The organism is Streptomyces yatensis (assembly GCF_018069625.1).
In the GTDB taxonomy this organism is placed as follows: Bacteria; Actinomycetota; Actinomycetes; order Streptomycetales; family Streptomycetaceae; genus Streptomyces; species Streptomyces yatensis.
Window position 1 is genome coordinate 2,409,513 of record NZ_CP072941.1, and the last position, 22,349, is coordinate 2,431,861.

Consider the following 22,349-nt stretch of genomic DNA (forward strand, 5'->3'; position numbering starts at 1 on the left):
GCTCGCGGTTCGTTTGCGGGACGTGAGCGAGGCGTGAGTGAGACGTTTCCAGAACGTCAGTGGCCCCGGGAAAAGTGGTGTTCACACCGCGGGAAACGTCGAAGAAGACTCCCGCCACGAGACGCAGGGGAACCTGATCATGCGTACTTCCCGGATTCGTACCGCCGCCCTGGCCACCGTCACCGCCGCGCTCGCACTGGGCCTGACCGCCTGCGGCGGCGCCGACGGCGACTCGAAGGCGGCGGGCGGCGACAACGCCGCCGGTACCTCGCAGAGCCGGTCCGTGTCCGACGGGGACGCCAAGGGCGGCGCGGAGCAGGCCAAGAGCGGCGGTGACACCAAGACGGGCACGCGCTCGACGACCGCCTCGGGCGGGTCGGACGAGGTCGCGAACAAGGCGGCCACAACCGCCGCCCGGCAGTGCGTCGGCGACGAGATGATGGTCACCGCGGTGCACGAGCTCGCCGACCAGCAGGGCGACCACCTGCTGATCACCGCGTCGAACGAGGGCGACAAGCCGTGCTGGGTCACCTCGTACCCGTCCGTGAAGCTGGGCGACGACGAGTCCGTACTGCCGCTTTCGAAGAAGGACAACGCGGGCGGCGACCAGCGCATCACCCTCCAGCCCGGCAGCACGGTCTACAGCGCGGTGAACCTCTTCGACTACGGCTCGGGGAACCAGACGGCGCAGTCGTTCGCCATCGCGCTGCGCGGCGCGGACGGCCAGGACGGCCCCTTCTACTCCGTCGACAGCAAGGGCGACAAGCCGCAGTTCAGCTGGAACGAGGCCGACGTGCTGAACTGGAACACCGAGAAGCCGTACGACTTCTGATGCTCACGCCCCTCCGCTCAGCCCGGACGCCTCACGTCCACCGGGCCCAGGTGCGGGCGCTTGGCGGTGTGGCCGTCACCGGAGGAGCGCCCGCGCAGCCGCCGGGTGAGCCAGGGGCCGAGGAAGGTGGCGGTCCAGCGCAGTTCGGCGGGGGCGGCGCGCCATCCGGTGAGCACGGGCGTCGTCGGCGGGGGCAGCGGGTGGGTCCAGGTGTCGTCGGTGCCGGGGAGGCCGAGGGCGTGGGCGAGGGCGGCGGCGATGCGCTGATGGCCGAGGGGACTGGCGTGCAGGCGGTCGGTGCTCCACAGCCGGGGGTCGGCGACGACGGGGTGCCGGCTGGTCTCGGCGACGGTGACGCCGTGGCGCCCGGCGGCTTCGCGGATGCGCTGGTTCAGGGCGACGACGCGCGGGGCGAGGGGCCGCGCCAGCGGGGTGATACGGGCCGGGTCGGGGAAGGTGAGCGTGGCCACGCGAGCGCCCTGGGCGGTGAGCGCGGCGAACATCGTCTCCAGGTGGTGGGCGACGTGGTCGGCGTCGAAGCGGGGGCGCAGCAGGTCGTTGACCCCGGCGACGACGGTGGCCAGGTCGGGGCGGAGGGACAGGGCGGGTGCCAGTTGCTCGGTGTGGACCTGCGCGGCGAGACGGCCCCGTACGGCGAGGTTGGCGTAGGAGAGGCCGGGGTTGTGGTGGGCGAGGTGTTCGGCCAGGCGGTCGGCGAAGCCGCGCAGACCGGTGGCCTCGTCGCCGTCGCCCAGGCCCTCGGTCTGGCTGTCGCCCAGCGCGACGTAGCGACGGCAGGGCGCGTCAGTGCCGGACATGGGTGTGCTCCCTCTGTCGCAGGACCGTGATCGTGCGCTCGCACCAGTCGCGGTTGCCCTGTTCCAGGGCCAGGCCGCGCAGGCAGGTCAAATACGGGCCGATGGGGCGGCCGTGGCGAAGGAACTCCTCCTCCGTCAGATCACCGCGGATCTTCCGCAGCAGCTTGCCGAAGAGGTCGATCTTGGCCCGGGCGAAGGCGGCCCGCTCGGTGAGCTGGTCGATCAGGGTCTCGGTGTCGACATGGTCGGCGGCCTGGACCTTGACGAGCAGGTCGTCACGGATGAAGGAGGGCTTCGCGAAGGCGGCCGTGAACTCCTCCAGCTCCGCAAGACCGGCATCGGTCACCTGGAACAGGCGCTTGGTGGGGCGGGTCTCCTGGGCCACCTCCCGGCCCTCGATGAGCCCGTCCTTCTCCAGGCGGGTCAGCTCGGCGTAGAGCTGCTGCGGCTGGGCGTGCCAGAAGTTCGCCACGCCGATGTCGAACGCCTTGGTCAGCTGGTATCCGCTGAGCTCCCCTTCGAGCAGCGCCGCCAGCACGGCGTGCCGTAGGGCCATGGGATCGCCTCCTTCATGCCGCTGCCTTCGTGTCTCTGCCGTCACATCTCTGCCGTCATGACGCCGCCGGAATGCCTCTGCCGCCGGACGCGGAACCATGATAGTCATGAAAATGACTAATCACATTCATGACCAGCGAAGGTGGGGCCGCGATGAACGCCGCCGACCGTTTCCGTGCCGCCGTCGACGACAAGGACCTGACGGCCCTGGACGACCTCTTCACCGAGGACATCCGCCTCTACAGCCCCGTCAAGTTCACCCCCTTCGAGGGCAAGCCGATGGTGCTCGGCCTCTTCGGGGTCCTGCTGCGCACGTTCGAGGACTTCCGGTACGTCGGCGACTACACCGGCACCGCGCAGACCAGCGCCGACGGCACCTCCGCGCCGTCGGCGGTGCTGCTCTTCCGCGCCCGGGTGGGCGACAAGGAGATCCACGGCATCGATCTGCTGCACCTCGACGACGACGGCCGGATCAAGGAGTTCACCGTGATGGTCCGGCCCCAGTCCGCCGTCCACGCCCTCGGCGAAGCGGTCCTCTCCGGGCTGGTCGAGGACGGCCTCGCACCTGCGCCCGCGGGCCAGTAGACGCACGCCCGGCCCGTCGGAGGCCACGCGGCGGACTTCTCGAAGCCCTGCTCGCGCCGCGACGCGGGCGCTCGGAGTCGCGGCCCGTCACGGCCACGGAGGGAGGCGCCCGCCGGACGGGCCGGGGCCGTCGGAGCGCGCGACACTGAAGGGGTCCCCCGCGCCACCATCCACGGCCTCGGACGAAAGGAAAGGGTCGTGACGGACCGGAATCGAGAGTCGGGCAGCAGGCGGCTGCTTGCCGGGCTGCTGGCCGCCAGCCATCTGATGCCGCTGGAGCTGCTGCCGGCCAGTTTGGCCGAGTACGCGGCACCCGCCGGTATCACCGAGGCGCGGATCTACCTCTCCGATGTGCAGCGGCGCGTGCTGCGGCGGCTGACCGGCGCGGGCGCGGTGGGGACGGCGGACGGACCACCGGAGGAGCTGGAGATCGAGGGCACCGTGCCGGGCCGGGCCTACCAGTACGGTCAGGTACTGCCCGCCGCCCCCGCCGATCGGGGCAGACACCAGTGGTGGATGCCGCTGCTGGACGGCACCGAGCGCATCGGTCTGCTGCGCCTCACCGCGGCCACCGACGACACGCGGACCCATGAGGACATGGAGCTGCTCTCCGCCCTGGTGGCGCTCATCGTGGTCAGCAAGCGCGACTTCAGCGACGCCTACGCGCGGCTGGTCGGCAGCGAGTCGATGAACATCGCCGCCGAGATGCAGTGGCGCCTGATGCCACCGACCACCTACGCGGACGGCCGGGTGGCCCTCTCCGCCGTCATGGAGCCGGCGTTCGAGATCAGCGGGGACGCCTACGACTACGCGACCGACGGACCGAGGGTGCACTTGTCGATCTTCGACGCGATGGGGCACGACACCGCCGCCGGCCTGACGGCCAACCTCGCCCTGGGCGCGTGCCGCAACGCCCGCCACCACGGCGCCGACCTGGTGCGGACCGGCGAGCGGGTCGACGAGGTGCTCATCGAGCAGTTCCAGGGGGCCCGCTACGCCACCGCCATCCTGGCCGATCTGGACACCCGGCGCGGAGAGCTCAGCTGGGTCAACTGCGGCCATCACCCTCCGCTGATCATCCGCGGCGGCCGCTGGACCACCCAGCTGCGGTGTCCGCCAGCGCTTCCCCTCGGCATGGGCCTGGGGCTGGAGGCCACGCTCTGCCGCGAGCAGCTGCAGCCCGGCGACCGGGTCGTGCTCTACACCGACGGCATCACCGAGGCCCGGCGCCCCGGCGGTCGCGAGTTCGGGCTGACCCTGTTCACCGACTTCCTCATCCGGCACCACGCCGACGGCCTGCCCGTTCCGGAGACCCTGCGCCGCCTGGTCCGCGCCGTCATGGCCCACCACGACGGCCATCTCCAGGACGACGCCACGGTCCTGTTCTGCGAATGGCTCGGCCCCCAGCCCGGACCCACCGATCAGGCCGCCACCCTGATGGGCCTGCCTTCCGCGGGGCCGTAAGCAGGATCCGTGGCGGACGGGAGACGTAGCCGACAAGCGCCGTGACGGACAGGAGCCGCAGGGGACGGACGAAGCGCCCCGGCCGGAGGTACCGGCCGGGGCGCCGCGGTGCCGCCGGGGCGTCAGCCGAGGGTGGCGAGGGCCTGGTTGAGGGTCGCGGACGGGCGCATGACGGCCGCGGCCTTGGCCGGGTCGGGCTGGTAGTAGCCGCCGATGTCGGCCGGGGAGCCCTGGACGGCGATCAGCTCGTCGACGATCGTCTGCTCCTGGGCGGTGAGCACCTCGGCGAGCTGGGCGAACGCCTTGGCCAGGGCGGCGTCGTCGGTCTGCCGGGCCAGCTCCTGGGCCCAGTACAGGGCCAGGTAGAAGTGGCTGCCGCGGTTGTCGATCCCGCCGACGCGGCGGCTGGGCGACTTGTTCTCGGCGAGGAAGGTGCCGGTCGCCCGGTCGAGGGTGTCGGCGAGGACCTGGGCCCGCGCGTTGCCCGTCTTCTGCGCGAGGTGCTCGAAGCTGACCGCGAGGGCGAGGAACTCGCCCAGGCTGTCCCAGCGCAGGTAGTTCTCCTTGACCAGCTGCTGGACGTGCTTGGGTGCCGAGCCGCCCGCCCCGGTCTCGAAGAGACCGCCGCCGTTGATCAGCGGGACGACCGAGAGCATCTTGGCGCTGGTGCCCAGCTCCAGGATCGGGAACAGGTCGGTCAGGTAGTCACGCAGGACGTTGCCGGTGACCGAGATCGTGTTCTCGCCGCGGCGGATCCGCTCCAGGGAGAGCTTGATCGCGTCGACCGGCGAGAGGATCTTGATGTCCAGACCCTCGGTGTCGTGCTCGGGCAGGTACGCCTTGACCTTCTCGATGAGGTTGGCGTCGTGCGCCCGGCCCTCGTCGAGCCAGAAGACGGCCGGGTCGCCGGTGGCGCGGGCGCGGGAGACGGCCAGCTTGACCCAGTCCTTGATCGGCACGTCCTTGGTCTGGCACATCCGGAAGATGTCACCGGCGCCGACGACCTGCTCGATGACCGCGTTGCCCGCCTCGTCCAGGACGCGGACGGTGCCCGTGGTCGGGATCTCGAAGGTCTTGTCGTGGCTGCCGTACTCCTCGGCCTTCTGCGCCATCAGGCCCACGTTGGGCACCGAGCCCATGGTGGCCGGGTCGAAGGCGCCGTTGGCGCGGCAGTCGTCGAGGACGGCCTGGTAGATCCCGGCGTAGCTGCTGTCCGGGATCACCGCGAGGGTGTCGTGCTCCTCGCCGTCCGGGCCCCACATGTGGCCGGAGGTGCGGATCATGGCCGGCATGGAGGCGTCGACGATGACGTCGGACGGCACATGCAGGTTGGTGATGCCGCGGTCGGAGTCGACCATGGCCAGCTCCGGGCCCTCGGCCAGCTCGGCGTCGAAGGACGCCTTGATCGCCGCGCCCTCGGGCAGGGCCTCCAGGCCCTTGAGGATGCCGCCCAGACCGTCGTTCGGGGTCAGCCCGGCGGCGGCCAGGGCCTCACCGTGCTCGGCGAAGGTCTTGGGGAAGAAGGCCCGTACGGCGTGGCCGAAGACGATCGGGTCGGAGACCTTCATCATCGTGGCCTTCAGGTGCAGCGAGAACAGCACGCCCTCCGCCTTGGCGCGGCCGACCTGCGCCGAGAGGAACTCGCGCAGCGCCGCCACGCGCATCACGGAGGCGTCCACGACCTCGCCCGCAAGCACCGGCACCGACTCGCGCAGCACCGTGGTGGAGCCGTCGTCGCCCGCCAGCTCGATGCGCAGCGAACCGGCCTCCTGGATCACGGTGGACTTCTCGGTGGAGCGGAAGTCGTCGGTGTCCATGTGGGCCACATTGGTCTTGGAATCGGCCGACCAGGCGCCCATGCGGTGCGGGTTCGCCCTGGCGTAGTTCTTCACCGAGGCGGGGGCGCGGCGGTCGGAGTTGCCCTCGCGCAACACCGGGTTCACGGCGGAGCCCTTGACCTTGTCGTAACGGGCGCGGATCTCCCGCTCCTCGTCGGTCTTCGGGTCGTCCGGGTAGTCCGGCAGCGCGTAGCCCTGCTCCTGCAGCTCGGCGACCGCGGCCTTCAGCTGCGGGATCGAGGCCGAGATGTTCGGCAGCTTGATGATGTTGGCTTCAGGGGTCTTGGCAAGGTCACCGAGCTCGGCGAGCGCGTCGGGGATGCGCTGGCCCTCTTCGAGGTGCTCCGGGAACTGGGCGATGATCCGTCCCGCCAGGGAGATGTCCCGGCTCTCCACGGTGACCCCGGCCGTCGAGGCGTATGCCTCGATCACCGGCAGGAACGAGTACGTCGCGAGGGCAGGGGCCTCGTCCGTGTGCGTATAGATGATGGTCGAGTCAGTCACCGGGTGCTCCGCTCCACGTCTGCAACATTGCTCGACATCAAGATATCTGGTGCCGGGTGCTTTCCCGAAAGGGCCCTGGGCAGAACGACGCGCCCTGGCCACCGCCCGCGCTTCCTGGGATCGTCCCGTCCATGCCGACGACCTTGCGGGGCGCACAGGTGGTGCTGCGCCCCACCGACCCCTCCGATGTCCCCGTCCTGGCCGCGATCCGCGCGAAGCCCGAGGTCTACGAGCGCTGGCGGGGCGGCGGGGACCTGGTGGCGGCGGTGCGCGAGGACCTGGCCGAATCCGGCGCCGAGCATCTGAGCATCGAGTACGGGGGCGCGGTGATCGGCATGATCCAGTGGGCGGCCGAGACCGAGCCGGACTACCGGCACGCCAGCATCGACATCTATCTGGACCCGGCGGTGCACGGGCGGGGGCTGGGCACCGACGCTGTACGCACCCTGGCCCGCCATCTGATCACCGACCACGGCCACCACCGGATCGTGATCGACCCGGCGGCGGACAACGCCGCCGCGATCCGCTGCTACGGCAAGGTCGGCTTCCGGCCCGTCGGCCTCATGCGGTCCTACGAGCGCGGCCCCGACGGTGCGTGGCACGACGGCCTCCTGATGGATCTGCTGGCCGAGGAACTCACGGAGGCCCCATGAGCGCCGCTGTCACACCCCGTCCACGCGCGCCCCTCACACCCCGTCCACGCGCGCCCCTCACACCCCGTCCACCCGCAGCCGCCACTCGCCCGCCCGGCCGGTGAGGGTGACGGTGGAGAGCGGGCGTATGTCGACGTTCCAGTAGCAGTGCGGCGGCGCCTTGATGGCGTACATCAGGGCGGCACGGACCACCCCGGGGTCGGCGACGGCCACCATCTTGGCGTTGTCCTCGGCCGGGCGGGTGTCCAGCCAACCGCCGATCCGCATGATGAACGCATGCAGCGACTCCCCGCCGTGCGGAACCGAGCGCGGATCGCCGAGCCAGGCGTCCACCTCCTTCGGTTCGCGCGCCATCACATCGGCGAGGGAGCGGCCCGCCCAGCGGCCCATGTCGCAGTCGCGCAGGGCGAGTTGGACCAGCGGGGTGAAGCCCAGCGCATCGCCGGTCTCCCGGCTGCGGGCCGACGGCGAGCAGTAGCGCAGCTCCGCCGCGGCCAACGGTACGAGCGCGGGGGCCGCGCGCTCGGCGGCGAGCCGGCCCTCCGGATCCAGCGGCCGGTCGTCACCGAAGCGCTCCCCCAGCCGGGAGGAACTGCGACCGGCGGCGACCAGCGTCAGCCGAAACGTCATCCCGGCATCGTACGGTCACGGCCACGGCTCCAGGACCCGTAACCAGCAGAAGAGCAGCGCCTTTCGGTGTGCGCCGGGTCACCGGGCGGCTCGAAGCGGCCGTCTCATGAACACCGTGCGCATCGCGGGTGGCGAGCAGAATGCGGCCGCCCCGAAGGGACGCGGAACCGCGCCGCTGTGCGGCCCCGCCGCGTGGCAGGGGCTCCGCCCCTGGACCCCGGGGTGTGGGGCGGAGCCCCGGTTTCGGGGTGTGAGGCGGAGCCCCGGCTCGGAGTTTGGGGCAGAGCCCCGGTGCGGGGTCTGGGGCGAAGCCCCGACCCGGGGCCGGGAGCAGAGCCCCGACCCGGGGCCTGAAGCGGAACCCCGATCCGGGGCCGGGAGCGGAACCCCGACCCAGGGCATAGCGCAGAGCCCCGACCCGAGGCCTGGGACGGAACCCCGACCCCGGGGCCTGGAGCGGAACCCCGGCCCAGGGCCTGAAGCAGAGCCCCGGTGCGGGGTCTGGGGCGAAGCCCCGGTCCCGGGGGTCTGGGGCGAAGCCCCGGTGCGGGGTCTGGCGCGGAGCCCCGGTTTCGGGGTCTGGGGCGAAGCCCCGGCTCGGGGTCTGGCGCGGAGCCCCGGTTTCGGGGTCTGGGGCGAAGCCCCGGCTCGGGGTCTGGCGCGGAGCCCCGGTTTCGGGGTCTGGGGCGAAGCCCCGGCTCGGGGTCTGGGGCGGAGCCCCGGTTTCGGGAAGGGGCGGGGTGGGGAACAGCCCGCCGCAGGCGGCAGGAGTCGCCGGGCACCGCTACGCCCGCCCGAGCACCTCGTCCCACGCGGTGCGCAACCGCCGCACCCCCTCCGCCAGTTCGCCGACACCCGCCACCGACGCGAAGCTCAGCCGCACATGCGGCGCGGGCGGTTCGGCGCAGAAGTACGGGCCGCCGGGGGCGACGGCGACCCCGGCACGCAGCGCGGCGGCGTCCAGCGCGGTCTCGTCGGTGCCCTGGGGCAGCCGCAGCCAGAGGTGGTAGCCGCCGGGCGGGACATAGCGCAGCTCCAGGGCGGGCAGTTCGCGCCGTACCGCGGTGACGAGCACCTCGCGGCGGGTGCGCAACTCGGCGGCGACGTTGCGCAGATGGCGGGGCCAGGAGGGGGCGCCGACCAGTTCCAGGGCGGCCTCCTGGAGCGGGCGGGGCACGAAGAAGCTGTCGACCACCTGGATCGCGCGCAGCCGCCCCAGCGCGGGGCCGCGGGCGGCGAGCGCGCCCACCCGCAGGCTGGGCGAGGTGGGCTTGGTGAGCGAGCACACATGGACCACCACCCCGTCGGGGTCGTCGGCGGCGAGCGTGGGGGCCAGCGGGGGCGCGTCCTCGTGGACGAGCCGGCGGGCGAAGTCGTCCTCGACCACGAACGCGCCCGCCTCACGGGCGATCCGGATCACCTCGCGGCGCCGCTCGGAAGCGAGCATCGCCCCGGTGGGGTTCTGGAACAGCGGCTGGCAGACGAAGACCCGGGCGCCGGTCGCCCGCAGCGCCTCGGCGAGCAGCTCGGGCCGGACCCCCTCGGAGTCCACCGGCACCGGGACGGGGCGCAGCCCGGAGGCGCGGGCGGCGGCGAGCACCCCGGGGTAGGTCGGGGATTCCACGAGGACGGGCGCGCCGGGCGGGGCGAGGGCGCGCAGCGCGCAGGTGAGCGCGGACTGGCCGCCCGCGGTGATCAGTACGTCGGCGGCGCCGAGGGTTCCGCCCGGCCCGCCGATCTCGCGGGCGAACCAGGCGCGCAGCTCGGGGAGCCCCTCCACCGGCGGGCGGTCCCATGCCCCGGGCCGCCGTCCGGCACGGGCCAGGGCGGCGGACAGCGCCCGCTCCGGCTGGAGCGAGGAGTGCAGATAGCCGTTGTTGAACTCCAGGATCCCGGGCGGTGGGGCGGCGAGCGTGGCCAGGACGCCCGAGGCGTCCACCGAACGCCGCACCGGCTCGCCTGCCGTCTCCACGCTCAGCGCGACCTCCTGCCAGGAGGTGTCGCCCGGCCGGGGCGCCCCGGCCCCGGGGCGGTCGGCGCGGAAGGCACCGGCGCCGGGCCGGGTGACCACCAGCCCTTCGGCGGCGAGGGCGGCGAGGGCGCGGGAGACGGTGACCGGGCTCACCCGGTGGCGTTCGACCAGCGCACGACTGGACGGCAGCTTCTCGCCGGGTGAGTAGCGGTCCAGCTCCTTCCGCAGCGATTTCGCGAGTTCGGCCACACTGCTACGCTGTTCCATGACAGCACAGGATAGCGCTACTGATGACAGTGCGATAGCGGTGAGCGGCGGCCCCCGCAGGGGCCGGGACGACACCGCGCGGGGCCCGGACGACACCGCCCGGGCCCGGGACAACTCCCCGTCACCGTCCGCCGCCCGCACCGGCACCGTGCTCGCCCTGCTCGGCGTGGCCGCCTTCTCCCTGACCTTCCCCGGCACCGCCTGGGCGCTCACCGGCCTCGGCCCCTGGACGGTGACCACCTGCCGAGTGGTGCTCGCCGCGCTGATCGCGGGCGGCGCGCTGGCCGCCCTGCGGGTGCCGGTGCCGGACCGCCGCCACTGGCCGGGGCTGCTGATGGTGGCGGCCGGGGTCGTCGTGGGCTTCCCGCTGCTGACCACGCTCGCCCTGCAGACCTCCACCACGGCACATGCGGCGGTGGTGGTCGGCCTGCTGCCGCTCACCACCGCCGCCCTGTCCGCCGTACGCACCGGGGTGCGGCCCTCGCGGACGTTCTGGGCGGCGGCGCTGGCCGGGGCCGCGGTGGTGATCGCCTTCGCGGTGCAGCAGAGCGGCGGCGCGCTCACCACCGGCGATCTGTATCTGTTCGGCGCGCTGCTGGTGTGCGCGGCGGGCTATACCGAAGGCGGCCGGCTGGCCGCCCATATGCCGGGCTGGCAGGTGATCGGCTGGGCGCTGGTGGGCTGTCTGCCACTGTCGGGGCCGGGCGCGGTGCTCGCGCTGTCGGCCGAGGACGTCCACCTCGGCGGCCGCGCGGTGGCCGGACTGCTGTGGCTCGCGGTGGGCTCGCAGTTCGTGGGCCTGGTGGTCTGGTACCGGGGCATGGCCGCCATCGGGGTGGCCAGGGCCAGTCAGCTCCAACTGGCCCAGCCGCTGCTCACCTTGGTGTGGTCGGTGCTGCTCCTGGGCGAGAAGCTGACCCCCGCCGCCCCGATCGCCGCCGTGGCGGTGCTGGTGTGCATCGGGGTGACGCAGCGGGCCCGGGTCCCGGCGGCGAGGTCCGTACGGACCCCGGCGGCGGCGAGCCGGGCACAGGAGCCCACGGTGGCGGACCGGAACCCCGAAGCGGCGGACCGGATCCCCGAAGCGGCGGACCAGGCTCCCGAAACAGCGGACCGCATCCCCGAAGCGGCGGGCCTGGTCCCCGAAGCGGGGGACCGGATTCGTCCCCCGGCGGGAGCAAACCAGGACAACCAGCCATAGACTGGCCTCAGGGATCGCATTGCCCTCAGCAGATCCCATTGCCCTCCAGCGGACAGGAGGTCACGCACATGGAGGCGACCGTAGGCGACAAGCTGCTGGTGCACGGCAGGGTTGTCGGGATTCACGATCGTGTAGCGGAGATCATCGAAGTGCTCGGGACCGACGGGGAACCGCCCTACCGCGTGCGTTACGAGGACGACGGACACGAGTGCCTGTTCTCCCCCGGGCCCGACTCGGTCGTCCGCCACCTGGCCGCCGGGCCCGGGCAGCGTTAGCCGGCCCGGGTCCCCGGCTCAGCGGGGCGGACGGACACGATGGGGATAGTGGTCGGCGACCACACGCGCCATGGCGCCGTTGCGGTCGGCGGCCACTTCCTTGGCCGAGAAGTACACATTGCCGCGCACCTGCGGAAAGCCCTGGTCGAAGGTGAGGTGCCGGGACAGCTCCGCCGGGTCCTGCCAGGGCGCGGGCTGCGCCGGATCGCCCGCCTTGTAGAGCGCCTCGCCGATGTAGAGGTTCACCCCGGTGCCCCGGACCACCTCCGACCACCACGGGACGAGCGCGGCGTAGTCGGCGGCGGCGAAGCCGATGTTCCAGTAGACCTGCGGGACGATGTAGTCCAGCCATCCCCGCCGCACCCAGGCGCGGGTGTCCGCGTAGAGGTCGTCGTAGGTCTGCACCCCCGCCGTGGTGGCGGAGCCGAGCGGGTCGGTGGCCTGGTTGCGCCAGACGCCGAAGGGGCTGATGCCGAACCGCACCCGCCGCTTCAGCCGCTTGACGCGCACGGCCGTCTCGTACACCAGCCGGTCGATGTTGTCGCGCCGCCAGGACGCCCGGTCCGGGAAGCCCGCGCCGTAGCGCGCGTAGGCCGCGTCGTCGTCGAAGACCTGGCCGGCCACCGGATAGGGGTAGAAGTAGTCGTCCCAGTGGACGGCGTCGATGTCATAGCGCGCGACCGCGTCCAGCATGGCGTCCTGGACGAAGCGGCGGACCTCGGGCAGCCCGGGGTTGTAGTAGAGCTTCCCGCCGTACGGCACGACCCACTCGGGGTGCACCCGGGCCGGATGGGTGGGGATCAGCCGGGAGGGGTCGGTGTGGTTGGCGATCCGGTACGGGTTGAACCAGGCGTGCAGTTCGAGGCCGCGCCGGTGCGCCTCGCGCACGGCGGTGCCCAGCGGGTCCCAGCCCGGGTCCCGGCCCTGGACGCCGGTGAGGCATTCGGCCCACGGCTCGTACGGTGAGGGCCACAGCGCGTCCGCCGTCGGCCGCACCTGGAAGACCACCGCGTTGAGCCGGCGGCGTACGGCGGTGTCGAGGAAGCTCAGCAGCTCGGCCCGCTGCGCGTCCGCGGTGAGGCCGGGTTTGGACGGCCAGTCGCGGTTGGCCACGGTGGCCAGCCACATCCCGCGGAACTCGGGCCGGTGCTCGCCGCCCCGCCCCTCCGCCAGCGCGTCCCCCGCCGTGACGGTGGCGGCCAGGGCTCCGGCGGCCGCCACCGTCAGACTTCTGCGCGTGATCGGACCCATGCCCAAACTCCTCGCCTCGGTCGTGTCGCCAACGTAGCGCCGCCGCCCACCACCGGCCGGGACCGTGGCCTCAGGAGGCCGTCTCCCTTCCGGCCCCGGCAAGGCAGCGCGCCGGAGGAGGCAACTCCCGCTGATGATGGGGCCCTTGTGGGGCACCCGGCAATGCCTATCGCGAATCCCGGCCGCGGAAGCCCAACACCCCTTGAGTAGCGCTTGACTTCACCCTTCTCGCACGGCCATCCGGCCGCTAGCATCGGATGACGCACGCATGGGAGCGCTCCCAAACAGCCGGCCCGCAGGGCCCGTACCCCTCACCACCCCCACGTCCGGAGAGGAAGTTCCCGTGCGCAGCAAAGGCAGCAGACCGCTCGGCGCGCTCATGGCCGCGCTGGCACTCGTCGGCGGCTTACTCACCACCGCCGCCTCCCCCGCGGCGGCCCGTCCCGAACCGCCCCCCGCCCGGGCCACCGCCCAGGCCGACGCCGCCACCTGGAAGAACGTCCGCGTGGACGGCGGCGGCTTCGTCCCCGGCATCGTCTTCAACCGCAAGGAGCGGAACCTCGCCTACGCCCGCACCGATATCGGCGGGGCGTACCGCTGGGACCAGTCCGGCAAGCGGTGGGTGCCGCTGCTGGACTCGCTGGACTGGGACCACTGGGGCTGGACCGGGGTGGTGAGCCTGGCCAGCGACTCCGTGGATCCCGACAAGGTCTATGTGGCGGCCGGTACGTACACCAACAGCTGGGACCCGGGCAACGGCGCCATCCTGCGCTCGTCCGACCGGGGCGCGAGCTGGCAGTCCACCACCCTCCCCTTCAAGCTGGGCGGCAATATGCCCGGCCGCGGCATGGGGGAACGGCTGGCGGTCGACCCGAACAGGAACAGCGTGCTCTACCTCGGCGCGCCGAGCGGCAACGGGCTGTGGCGCTCCACCGACTCCGGGGTCACCTGGTCGAAGGTGACGTCCTTCCCCAATCCCGGCACCTACGTCCAGGACGCGAGCGACACCAGCGGCTATCTGAGCGACAACCAGGGCGTGGTGTGGGTGACCTTCGACGAGCGCACCGGTTCTTCCGGCAGCGCGACGAAGACCGTCTACGTGGGCGTGGCCGACAAGAACAACACCGTCTACCGCTCGACGGACGCGGGCGCCACCTGGTCGCGGGTGGCCGGGCAGCCGACCGGCTACCTCTCCCACAAGGGCGTCCTCGATACGAAGAACGGCTTTCTGTACCTGACCACCAGCGACAAGGGCGGCCCGTACGACGGGGAGAAGGGCCAGGTGTGGCGGTACACCACGGCCACCGGGGAGTGGAAGAACATCAGCCCCATGACGGACGCCGACACCTACTTCGGCTACAGCGGGCTCACGGTGGACCGGCAAAGGCCCGGCACGCTGATGGTGACCGGCTACAGCTCCTGGTGGCCGGACACCCAGATCTTCCGCTCCACCGACTCCGGCGCCACCTGGACCCGGGCCTGGGACTTCACCAGCTATCCCAACCGGTCCCTCCGCTACACCCAGGACGTCTCATCCGTCCCCTGGCTGACCTTCGGCGCCAACCCCTCCCCGCCCGAAGTGACCCCGAAGCTGGGCTGGATGACCGAGGCGCTGGAGATCGACCCGTTCGACTCCCGCCGGATGATGTACGGCACCGGCGCGATGGTCTACGGCACGGAGAACCTCGCGAACTGGGACACGGGCGGCACCATCACCATCACCCCCATGGTCAAGGGCCTGGAGGAGACGGCGGTCAACGATCTGGCCAGCCCGCCCACCGGCGCCCCGCTGCTCAGCGCGCTCGGTGACATCGGGGGCTTCCGCCACACCGATCTCGACGCGGTGCCCGCGAGGATGTACACCTCGCCGACGTTCACCACGACCACCAGCCTGGACTACGCCGAGACCAACGCGAACACCGTGGTCCGGGTGGGCAACAACGACTCCGCCCCGCGGATCGCCTTCTCGACCGACAACGGCGCCAACTGGTTCCAGGGCAGCGAGCCGTCCGGGGTCACCGGCGGCGGCACGGTGGCCGCGGCGGCCGACGGCAGCGGCTTCGTCTGGGCCCCGGAGGGCACCTCGGCCGTCTACCACACCACCGGTTTCGGCACCTCGTGGTCGGCGTCGAGCGGCATCCCGGCCGGGGCGGTCGTGGAGTCCGACCGCAAGAACCCCAAGAAGTTCTACGGCTTCAAGGCGGGCACCTTCTACGTCTCCACCGACGGGGGCGCCACCTTCACCGCCAGGGCGTCCTCCGGGCTGCCGGCCGACGGCCCGGTGCGGTTCAAGGCGCTGCCGGGCGCCGAGGGCGACATCTGGCTGGCGGGCGGCAGTACGGCCGGGGCCTACGGGCTGTGGCACTCCACGGACTCCGGCACGACCTTCAGCAAGCTGAGCGCCGTCCAGCAGGCGGACACCATCGGCTTCGGCAAGGCGGCGCCGGGCGCCTCGTACCAGGCGCTCTACACCAGCGCGAAGATCGGCGGGGTGCGCGGCATCTTCCGCTCCACCGACGCCGGGGCGAGCTGGACCCGGATCAACGACGACGCCCACCAGTGGGGCTGGACGGGCGCCTCGATCACCGGCGACCCACGGGTCTACGGCCGGGTCTACGTGGCCACCAACGGCCGCGGCATCCTGCGCGGCGACGCCTCGTGACCGTGGTGTGAGAGCCCCGTGCACACGGCGGGGACGGGGGCGGGCCGGGGCCGGATTCCCGGCCCCGGCCCGCCCCGCGCCGATAACCGGAGGGTAACGTCTGGGGCGACAGGGGGACGACACAACGGACAGTTGGACCAGCGAAAGGCACGATGTGACCGACATCGAACGCGTCGGAGTGGTGGGCTGTGGCCAGATGGGCGCGGGCATCGCGGAGGTGTGCGCCCGATCCGGCCTGGAGGTCATGGTCGCGGAGACCACCGGCGAGGCCCTGGAGATAGGGCGCACCCGGCTGACCAACTCCCTCGGCAAGGCCGCGGAACGCGGCAAGATCACCGAGGAGCAGCGCGACGCGACGCTGGACCGGCTGAGCTTCACCACCGACCTGGGGGAATTCGCCGACCGTGACCTCGTGATCGAGGCGGTCGTCGAGAATGAGCAGGTCAAGACCGAGATCTTCCAGGTCCTCGACCAGGTGGTGACCCGCCCGGACGCGATCCTCGCCTCCAACACCTCCTCCATCCCGCTGGTCAAGCTGGCCGTCGCCACCTCCCGGCCGGACCAGGTGATCGGCATCCACTTCTTCAACCCGGCGCCGGTGCAGGCGCTGGTGGAGCTGATCCCGGCGCTCACCACAGGTGAGGAGACCATCAAGCGCACCGAGGCGCTGGTCCACGACGTCCTGGACAAACACGCCATCCGCGCGCAGGACCGCGCGGGGTTCGTGGTCAACGCGCTGCTCATCCCGTATCTGCTCTCCGCCATCCGGATGTTCGAGTCCGGGATCGCCAGCCGCGAGGACATCGACAACGGCATGGAGATGGGCTGTGCCCATCCGATGGGCCCGCTGAAGCTGTCCGATCTGATCGGCCTGGACACGATCGCGGCGATCGCCGACTCGATGTACGCCGAGTACAAGGAGCCGCTGTACGCCGCTCCTCCGCTGCTGCTGCGGATGGTGGACGCGGGCCGGATGGGACGCAAGTCGGGCTCGGGCTTCTACACGTACTGATGACCAGCGCTGACACCCGCTCGAAGAGGTAGCCCGCAGGTCTCTGCGGACATCAGTAGGGCGGCCATCCCCGACCACGGACAGCCGCCCCTACCGAGGATCGTGCCGTTCACCCGCACGGTCCGGCCGCCGGTGGGTGAGCGCATCTGGACGATGACATGCGGGGCACGGGCCATACGCCCAGCCTGGTGCCACACCTCGGCGCGCGCACCCCCAGGCCAGCCCCCGTGCGCCCTACCGCACACCCCAAGCCCGCGCCACCATGGCCCTCACTTCAACGAGACGAGGGAGCGCCATGGGCAAGCACAGCGGCAAGCCGGACGTAGCCGAAGGCGACGGGCACAAGCCCGACAAGCCCATCCCTCCAGCCCAGCCGACCCCACCCAGGCCCCAGCCGAAGTAGGCGGCATGCTCACCGCGAACGGCCCAGCCGCACTCACCCAGATGCTCAGCCACGGCGGCCACCTCTCCGCCGACTGGCGCGGCCCATTTCTGCGCGTCGACCGTGCCCGGTTCATCCCTGACCGCATCTGGGTCCGCGGCGACGACGGCTACACGCCCCTCGACCGAGCCGCCGACCCCGACCGGTGGGACCATCTCGCCTACGCCGACGAGGCACTGGTAACCCAGGTCGAGGACCCGCCCGACGCCGAGGTGGCGCGCACGCCGTCCAGCTCGGCGAGCATGCCGCGCATCGTCGCCCGCATGCTCGCCGCACTCCGAGCCGAGGACGGTCACCGCGTACTGGAGATCGGCGCGGGCACCGGCTACAACGCAGCACTCCTCGCAGCCCGGCTCGGCGACGAGCAGGTCACCTCGGTGGAGGTCGACGCCGAACTGGCCGAGCGGGCGCGCGCCAGCCTCAGGACCGCGGGGTACGCACCCGCCGTGGTCACCGGTGACGGCGCTGAGGGCTGGGTGGCGCGTGCGCCGTACGACCGGCTCATTGCGACCTGCTCCGTGCACGACGTGCCGCGCGCCTGGATCGAGCAGACCAAGCCGGGCGGGATCATCGTGATCCCGTGGGGCACCACGCTGCGCAACGGCGTGCTCCTCCAGCTCACCGTCGAGCACTGCCCCGACGGACCTGTGGCATCCGGCCGGGTTGTGGACGACGCGGCGTTTATGTGGATGAGGGCACAGGCACCGCCGCGGGACGTCATGGCCATCGCCCGGGCAAACCCCCGACAGCCACACCGGACTCGACCCGCACGTCCTCGGCAACGATGACGCCTGGTTCGCGGTCGGAGTGCTGGTTCCCGGCTGCCAGTGGGCTACGGGCCAGGGGCCTGACGGTGCGTGGACGCTATGGCTCGCCGACGCGGGCACCGGGTCGTGGGCGTCGGTCGACTACGAGCCGGACGCTGTCGAGTACGACGTGCAGCAGCACGGCCCGCGCCGGCTGTGGGCCGAGGTCGAGGCGGCCCACGCCTGGTGGGCGGATGCTGGTCGCCCGGCCCGCACGCAGTTCGGGCTCACGGTGACGCCTGCCGGTCAGCAGGTGTGGCTGGGCGACCGGGGAAAGGCGCTGCCGGTGTAGGGGGCCCACTCGGCGGGGCCGGCAGCCGAGTCCGGCCGCCGGCTCGACCGCGGCGTCGGCCCCGGGACCACCCTGCTCGCAGAGCAGATGCAGCAGCGCCACGGTGGCGCGTGCTTCGCCTCGGGTGATCGGCGGCTCGCGCTTGCCCGGCTCCTCGATCATCGCCCCTGTCTGCGCCTCGTCCATGCGCCGCCCAACCGCCGCGTGGGCGCCGTGGTCACGGCCATACCGGGCGGAGTGCGTGCCCGCGCGGGGTAGCTCAGTCAGCTCAGAGCAGCCGGGCGCCGGTCCGGCGGTCGCGGGGTTCGAATCTCCGCCCCCTGAGGGCGCGCGCGTACGAGGGAGCCCCACCCGAGATCAGATCGGGCAGGGCTCCTCTGCTGTGCTGCCCACTCCCCGGTGGGACCCACGGGTCCGCCGGGCGCGGACGGGAAGGACGGCCGGAATGGGGCCGATGGGCGGGACGGGCAGACCTGCCCGGACGGGTACAGCCTCCAGCCGCTGCCGGACGACCCCAACGCCCCTCGTCTGCCGCCGCAACGGATCACCTGCCCCGGAGCCCGACCCGAGCCCGACCACGCCGGCCGCACTTGCTCCCGACCGGCGCCGCCTTTGACACAAGATGCCCCCTCGTCTGATCTTCGGACCGGGCGAGGGGGTTTCGTCGTGTCAAGGAAGCGCGACGGCCCCCACCGAAATGGGGGCCGATCGGCCGTACCACTGGAGCCGACCAGGGGTACATTGCGAGTGTCAGCACGCAATTGGGAGTCAGTATGCCCGAGACCAGCGACAAGCACATCGGCGCACGCATCCGCGAATTCCGCCTCATCCGAGACTTCTCCCTCGCTGAGCTGGGCCGACGCGCCCACGTCTCCACCAGCCAGCTCTCCCGAGTTGAGACCGGCGAACAGCCAGCCAGCCCGTCTGTCCTGGCGGCGGTCGCCCGCGCACTCGGGGTGACCCTGTCCGTACTGCACGGCCAGCCGTACATCCACATGCTCCAGAAGGATCAGCTTGACCGGCTGCTCGCGCCGATCAGCAGCGCGCTGGACGCGTGGGACATTCCCCCCGAGGACGATCTGCCGCTACGCCCGCTGGACGACATCGCGGAAGATACGAAGGTCGTCGCCAGGAAGCGCGCGCAGGGGAAGTTCGGTCCGGTGGCGGAGGCGCTGCCAGAGCTCATCACCGATACGGCTCTCGCCGTACAGACGTACACCGTGCCGGGCAGGGACCGCGAGCGAGCGCACAACCTCCAGGCCGAGATCGCGCGGACTACGGCGATCGTCGCGTACCGGCTCGGGTACATGGACTTGGCCCGGCTCGCCCTGGCGCGCATGGCCGTAGCGGCGCCCCAGTCCGGTGACCCGCGCCAGGTCGCTGTTGAGCGGTACGAACGGGCCGTCATCACCCACGCCGAGACGTCGCGGCCTGACCGCGGCGTGGCCCTGATGAAGCGTGCGCTGCGCGACCTGGAAGACGACGGCGACCCGGCGACCATGGCCGTGCGGGGCACCTTGCTGCTGCGCGCCTCGGCGCTCAGCGCGGTGCAGAAGGACCACGCTGCTGCGGGGGATTGGCTCGGTCAGGCCGAGGCGCTGGCCGAAGCCGGAGCGGCTGCGGACGCGGCGGAGGAGCCGCCCGGGTCTCGGTACGCCCTGGCGTTCGGGGAACTGAACGTCAATCTGGGGCGGCTGGACGTCGCGATGTTCCAGGACGATTACGAGACCGCCGTCCGCGTCGCCGGAGACGTGCGGCTGCCCGACTCGTACCAGCCCACCAGGGTCGCCGGGTTCCTGATCCGGCGGGCCAGCGCGGAAGCGTGGACAGCACGTCATGACGACGCGCTCGCCTCACTGGAGCAGGCCCGCGAGAAAGCGCCGCAGTTGACCCGGTACCACCCCGAGGTACACCAGACTGTCGGGACCCTGTTGCGGGCGCGGCAGAGGGCGACTGAGCCGCTGCGCGAATTCGCCCAGTGGAGCGGCGTGTAGCCAACTCGGCACGCTGAGTCAATGCTCCGGTGTCCCTACCTTAGGGAAATCGGGGCCTTGCCTCGTCGGCACGATGTGACGGTCAGCACACAGACCGCGCATGGAGCCGACCATGACGACCAGAAACCTGCCGTGGCAGCCGCCGAACGCCGACGACATCGAGGCGTTACCGGTGGGCAAATGGTGGGACGCCATCTCCGCGCCCACCCCTGTCGCCGACCGCGCTCTGGAACTGATCGGCCACCGATCCGGCGCCGTCATCCAGGACGACACCTACGGCAAGACATACTGGCTGATCGGCATCGACACCGCCCGTAGCTGGTGCGTGCGCCAGATCCGCGTCCTCACCGAACTCGCCGACGAAGGCACCCTCCTCGGCGTACCGCCCGCCTCCTGGGTTACTGGCCGCTCCTCGTACTGGCGCGTCCCGTTCCGTCTCGACCGATGCCTCACCGACACCCGGCTGCTTCACGACGCCTTGGCCCGGGCCGTCAGGGAGATCCTCGGCCCGACACCGGACGGTCGGCAGCTCTGCTACCGCTGCCAACTGCCCACCGACGAACCGGTCCCGGTCGCCATCGCGCACAGCGGCAGCGTCGCCGGCCGCACCGTCTACGCCTGCCCCACCCACGCCCGGGACTACCCGGCGGCCGACGCCATGACCCAGGCCGCCGCCATGCGCCGCGCCCTCGACCGAGGCAGGACCCGATGACGGCCCCCGAACCCATCGCCGACCCGCGCGCCGATGGGTCGTGGCGGGCGGCCCTCGATCACGCCGCGGGCTGCCCGGCCTGCCGGACGCCCGGCGCCGTCTGCTCGGAGGGTGAGCGGCTGTTGCACGCCCACGAGGAGGCCACTCGGCAGGCCCGGGCAGGAGGCCCCGGATGAGGCGCCGTCGCCAGACCCCTGCCGTACGGGCCGCGCTGCTCGCCTTCCGCGCCGCCCGCCTGGGCCTTCTGCTCGGCGCGATTCCCGCGTCGGTGGTGCTCGCGGTCTACCTGTGCGTCGCGGCCGACCCGTACCGATAGACCGGGTGGGCTGCTGGGCTCCGGGCCCCCGCTGGAGCGCGCGACCAGCGGCCCACCCTCCAAAGCCCCTGCCGGTCGGCTTGCCGAGGCGCGGCCGTCGACCGCAGGGCAGGGACTCCGGCCCCGGATGGGGATCGTGGAGGCCGGAGTCCCACACGGAGAAGCCCCCGCCTCGGCCGCCCGCTTGCCGAGGCCCGGCTCGCTCGTCTCCACGTGTCCCCGAAGGCGGGCGAGTCTCAAGCCCCGCCCCCGCCCCCGCCCCCGGCGGCGGTTGGCCTCGGTCGCGCCGACCGGGGCGCGGGTACTACCACCCACTCTGGCGTCAGCCGCCTCCGCCCGACATATCCAAGGGGCCAGAGCTTGGTGATGGGCGCCGTCGCCCCGTCCTCGTCACTCCAAGTCGCCGCAGTCACTCCGAGTCGTCGAGGTCGCGGCCGGCGTCGGCGCCGAGGACGCCGTCCAGCTCGGAGATCTCCCCGACCAGCCGGAGGACGTCGCCGGTGCCCTCGAGGGCGAGCTGCACCTCGGCGACGCCGGTATCGGCGGGCCGGGCCTCCTCCTCGGCCCGGACGATACGGGTGGTGCGGTCCCGGCCCTTCCAGGGCGCCCGGTCCACCCGGACCCGCAGCACCCGGTACCCGGCGGCCGTACACAGCTCCAGGACGCGTGGCAGCAGCCCGGCGCCCACTCGGTAGGAGAGCTGCAACTCCACCCGTTCGGCCGACCAGAGGGCCGGCAGCCGGCGGGTGAGCAGCGGATAGCCGCGGATCACCAGGAAGTGCACCGCGGTGACCGCGGTGGCCAGCAGGGCCAGACCACCGCCGCAGGCCATGCCCACCGCACAGGTGAGCCAGACGGTCGCCGCGGTGGTCAGGCCGTGGACGGCGTCGCGCCGGACGAAGATCAGGCCGCCGCCGATGAAGCCGATACCGGAGACGACCTGCGCCGCCACCCGTGAGGGGTCCAGGCCGACGTGGTCGCGCAACAGCACATCGGTGAAGCCGTACTGGGAGACCTGCATGAACAGCGCGCTGCCCACGCCCACCAGGGTGTGGGTGCGCAGCCCGGCGCTCTTCTGCTGCACCGCCCTCTCGAGCCCGATCAGGGTGGACAGCACCAGCGCGACGCCGAGCTCGGCGAACTGCCGGACTCCCTGGTCGATACCGAATTCCCACATCGGAGCGGCGATCAGTCGCACATCCGTCCCTTCTGTCCGGTCCATCCGATCCATCCGGTCTGTCCGCCCCCTCACGGCCCCTCCCCTCGAC

General features: G+C 72.2%; 20 protein-coding genes and 1 pseudogene. 14 read left to right on the top strand and 7 right to left on the bottom strand.

Annotated elements, in window-relative coordinates:
- Positions 1-139: 139 nt before the first annotated feature.
- Positions 140-832, top strand: coding sequence for a DUF4232 domain-containing protein (locus J8403_RS09605; RefSeq protein ID WP_211122802.1), 693 nt, complete (start codon positions 140-142; stop codon positions 830-832).
- Positions 833-849: 17 nt separating this feature from the next.
- On the opposite strand, the gene J8403_RS09610 is transcribed toward J8403_RS09605, so the two are convergent.
- Both J8403_RS09610 and J8403_RS09615 read right to left on the bottom strand, forming a co-directional pair.
- Positions 850-1,650, bottom strand: a complete 801-nt coding sequence (locus tag J8403_RS09610) for an SGNH/GDSL hydrolase family protein (RefSeq protein ID WP_211122803.1) — start codon at positions 1,648-1,650, stop codon at positions 850-852.
- Positions 1,637-2,206, bottom strand: coding sequence for a PadR family transcriptional regulator (locus tag J8403_RS09615; protein ID WP_211122804.1), 570 nt, complete (start codon positions 2,204-2,206; stop codon positions 1,637-1,639). The genes J8403_RS09610 and J8403_RS09615 overlap by 14 nt, the downstream gene beginning before the upstream one ends.
- Positions 2,207-2,358: 152 nt before the next feature.
- Here J8403_RS09615 and J8403_RS09620 point away from each other — a divergent pair, with 152 nt between their 5' ends.
- Together J8403_RS09620 and J8403_RS09625 are read left to right on the top strand one after the other, a co-directional pair.
- The gene (locus J8403_RS09620; protein WP_211128156.1) at positions 2,359-2,790 is read left to right on the top strand and encodes a nuclear transport factor 2 family protein; all 432 of its coding nucleotides are present in this window, start codon (positions 2,359-2,361) and stop codon (positions 2,788-2,790) included.
- 198 nt (positions 2,791-2,988) lie between these two features.
- Positions 2,989-4,254, top strand: coding sequence for a PP2C family protein-serine/threonine phosphatase (locus J8403_RS09625; protein WP_425519765.1), 1,266 nt, complete (start codon positions 2,989-2,991; stop codon positions 4,252-4,254).
- Positions 4,255-4,376: 122 nt separating this feature from the next.
- Here J8403_RS09625 and J8403_RS09630 read toward each other — a convergent pair whose 3' ends face one another.
- On the bottom strand, positions 4,377-6,596 hold the full coding sequence (locus J8403_RS09630) for an NADP-dependent isocitrate dehydrogenase (protein WP_211122805.1): 2,220 nt from the start codon (positions 6,594-6,596) through the stop codon (positions 4,377-4,379).
- A 131-nt stretch (positions 6,597-6,727) separates the two neighbouring features.
- On the opposite strand from J8403_RS09630, the gene J8403_RS09635 reads away from it, so the two are divergent.
- The gene (locus tag J8403_RS09635) at positions 6,728-7,249 is read left to right on the top strand and encodes a GNAT family N-acetyltransferase (RefSeq protein ID WP_211122806.1); all 522 of its coding nucleotides are present in this window, start codon (positions 6,728-6,730) and stop codon (positions 7,247-7,249) included.
- A gap of 57 nt (positions 7,250-7,306) precedes the next feature.
- Here J8403_RS09635 and J8403_RS09640 read toward each other — a convergent pair whose 3' ends face one another.
- Positions 7,307-7,879 carry a histidine phosphatase family protein gene (locus J8403_RS09640; protein WP_211122807.1) on the bottom strand — a complete coding sequence of 191 codons (573 nt, stop codon included), beginning with the start codon at positions 7,877-7,879 and terminating at the stop codon, positions 7,307-7,309.
- A gap of 784 nt (positions 7,880-8,663) precedes the next feature.
- Positions 8,664-10,118 carry an aminotransferase-like domain-containing protein gene (locus tag J8403_RS09645; RefSeq protein ID WP_211122808.1) on the bottom strand — a complete coding sequence of 485 codons (1,455 nt, stop codon included), beginning with the start codon at positions 10,116-10,118 and terminating at the stop codon, positions 8,664-8,666.
- Between J8403_RS09645 and J8403_RS09650 the strand changes: the two are divergent.
- Together J8403_RS09650 and J8403_RS09655 are read left to right on the top strand one after the other, a co-directional pair.
- A pseudogene (locus J8403_RS09650) lies at positions 10,117-11,100 on the top strand (DMT family transporter); the annotation flags it as partial. The gene J8403_RS09645 and the pseudogene J8403_RS09650 overlap by 2 nt on opposite strands.
- A gap of 287 nt (positions 11,101-11,387) precedes the next feature.
- Entirely contained in the window at positions 11,388-11,594 is a 207-nt protein-coding gene (locus J8403_RS09655) for a DUF1918 domain-containing protein (protein ID WP_014056134.1), read from the top strand.
- 18 nt (positions 11,595-11,612) lie between these two features.
- On the opposite strand, the gene J8403_RS09660 is transcribed toward J8403_RS09655, so the two are convergent.
- Positions 11,613-12,845, bottom strand: a complete 1,233-nt coding sequence (locus J8403_RS09660; RefSeq protein ID WP_211122810.1) for a glycoside hydrolase family 10-like protein — start codon at positions 12,843-12,845, stop codon at positions 11,613-11,615.
- A 343-nt stretch (positions 12,846-13,188) separates the two neighbouring features.
- Between J8403_RS09660 and J8403_RS09665 the strand changes: the two genes are divergently transcribed.
- From J8403_RS09665 to J8403_RS09700, 8 genes are all read left to right on the top strand, one after another.
- Positions 13,189-15,507, top strand: coding sequence for a xyloglucanase (locus J8403_RS09665; protein ID WP_343245275.1), 2,319 nt, complete (start codon positions 13,189-13,191; stop codon positions 15,505-15,507).
- Between the two features lie 154 nt (positions 15,508-15,661).
- On the top strand, positions 15,662-16,519 hold the full coding sequence (locus J8403_RS09670; protein ID WP_211122811.1) for a 3-hydroxybutyryl-CoA dehydrogenase: 858 nt from the start codon (positions 15,662-15,664) through the stop codon (positions 16,517-16,519).
- 408 nt (positions 16,520-16,927) lie between these two features.
- Positions 16,928-17,749 carry a methyltransferase domain-containing protein gene (locus tag J8403_RS09675; RefSeq protein WP_211122812.1) on the top strand — a complete coding sequence of 274 codons (822 nt, stop codon included), beginning with the start codon at positions 16,928-16,930 and terminating at the stop codon, positions 17,747-17,749.
- A gap of 19 nt (positions 17,750-17,768) precedes the next feature.
- Entirely contained in the window at positions 17,769-18,059 is a 291-nt protein-coding gene (locus J8403_RS09680; RefSeq protein WP_211122813.1) for a hypothetical protein, read from the top strand.
- A gap of 773 nt (positions 18,060-18,832) precedes the next feature.
- Complete coding sequence (locus J8403_RS09685) at positions 18,833-20,053, top strand: helix-turn-helix domain-containing protein (RefSeq protein WP_211122814.1); 1,221 nt, start codon at positions 18,833-18,835, stop codon at positions 20,051-20,053.
- Between the two features lie 112 nt (positions 20,054-20,165).
- Complete coding sequence (locus J8403_RS09690) at positions 20,166-20,765, top strand: hypothetical protein (protein WP_246585771.1); 600 nt, start codon at positions 20,166-20,168, stop codon at positions 20,763-20,765.
- Entirely contained in the window at positions 20,762-20,941 is a 180-nt protein-coding gene (locus J8403_RS09695) for a hypothetical protein (protein WP_211122816.1), read from the top strand. The genes J8403_RS09690 and J8403_RS09695 overlap by 4 nt, the downstream gene beginning before the upstream one ends.
- A complete protein-coding gene (locus J8403_RS09700; RefSeq protein ID WP_211122817.1) occupies positions 20,938-21,081 on the top strand; it encodes a hypothetical protein in 144 nt (47 codons plus the stop codon). The genes J8403_RS09695 and J8403_RS09700 overlap by 4 nt, the downstream gene beginning before the upstream one ends.
- 409 nt (positions 21,082-21,490) lie before the next feature.
- Here the strand turns inward: J8403_RS09700 and J8403_RS09705 are convergent, their stop codons facing one another.
- Positions 21,491-22,303 (bottom strand): MgtC/SapB family protein, encoded by an 813-nt coding sequence (locus J8403_RS09705; protein ID WP_425519767.1) that lies wholly within the window; start codon positions 22,301-22,303, stop codon positions 21,491-21,493.
- Between the last annotated feature and the right edge of the window lie 46 nt (positions 22,304-22,349).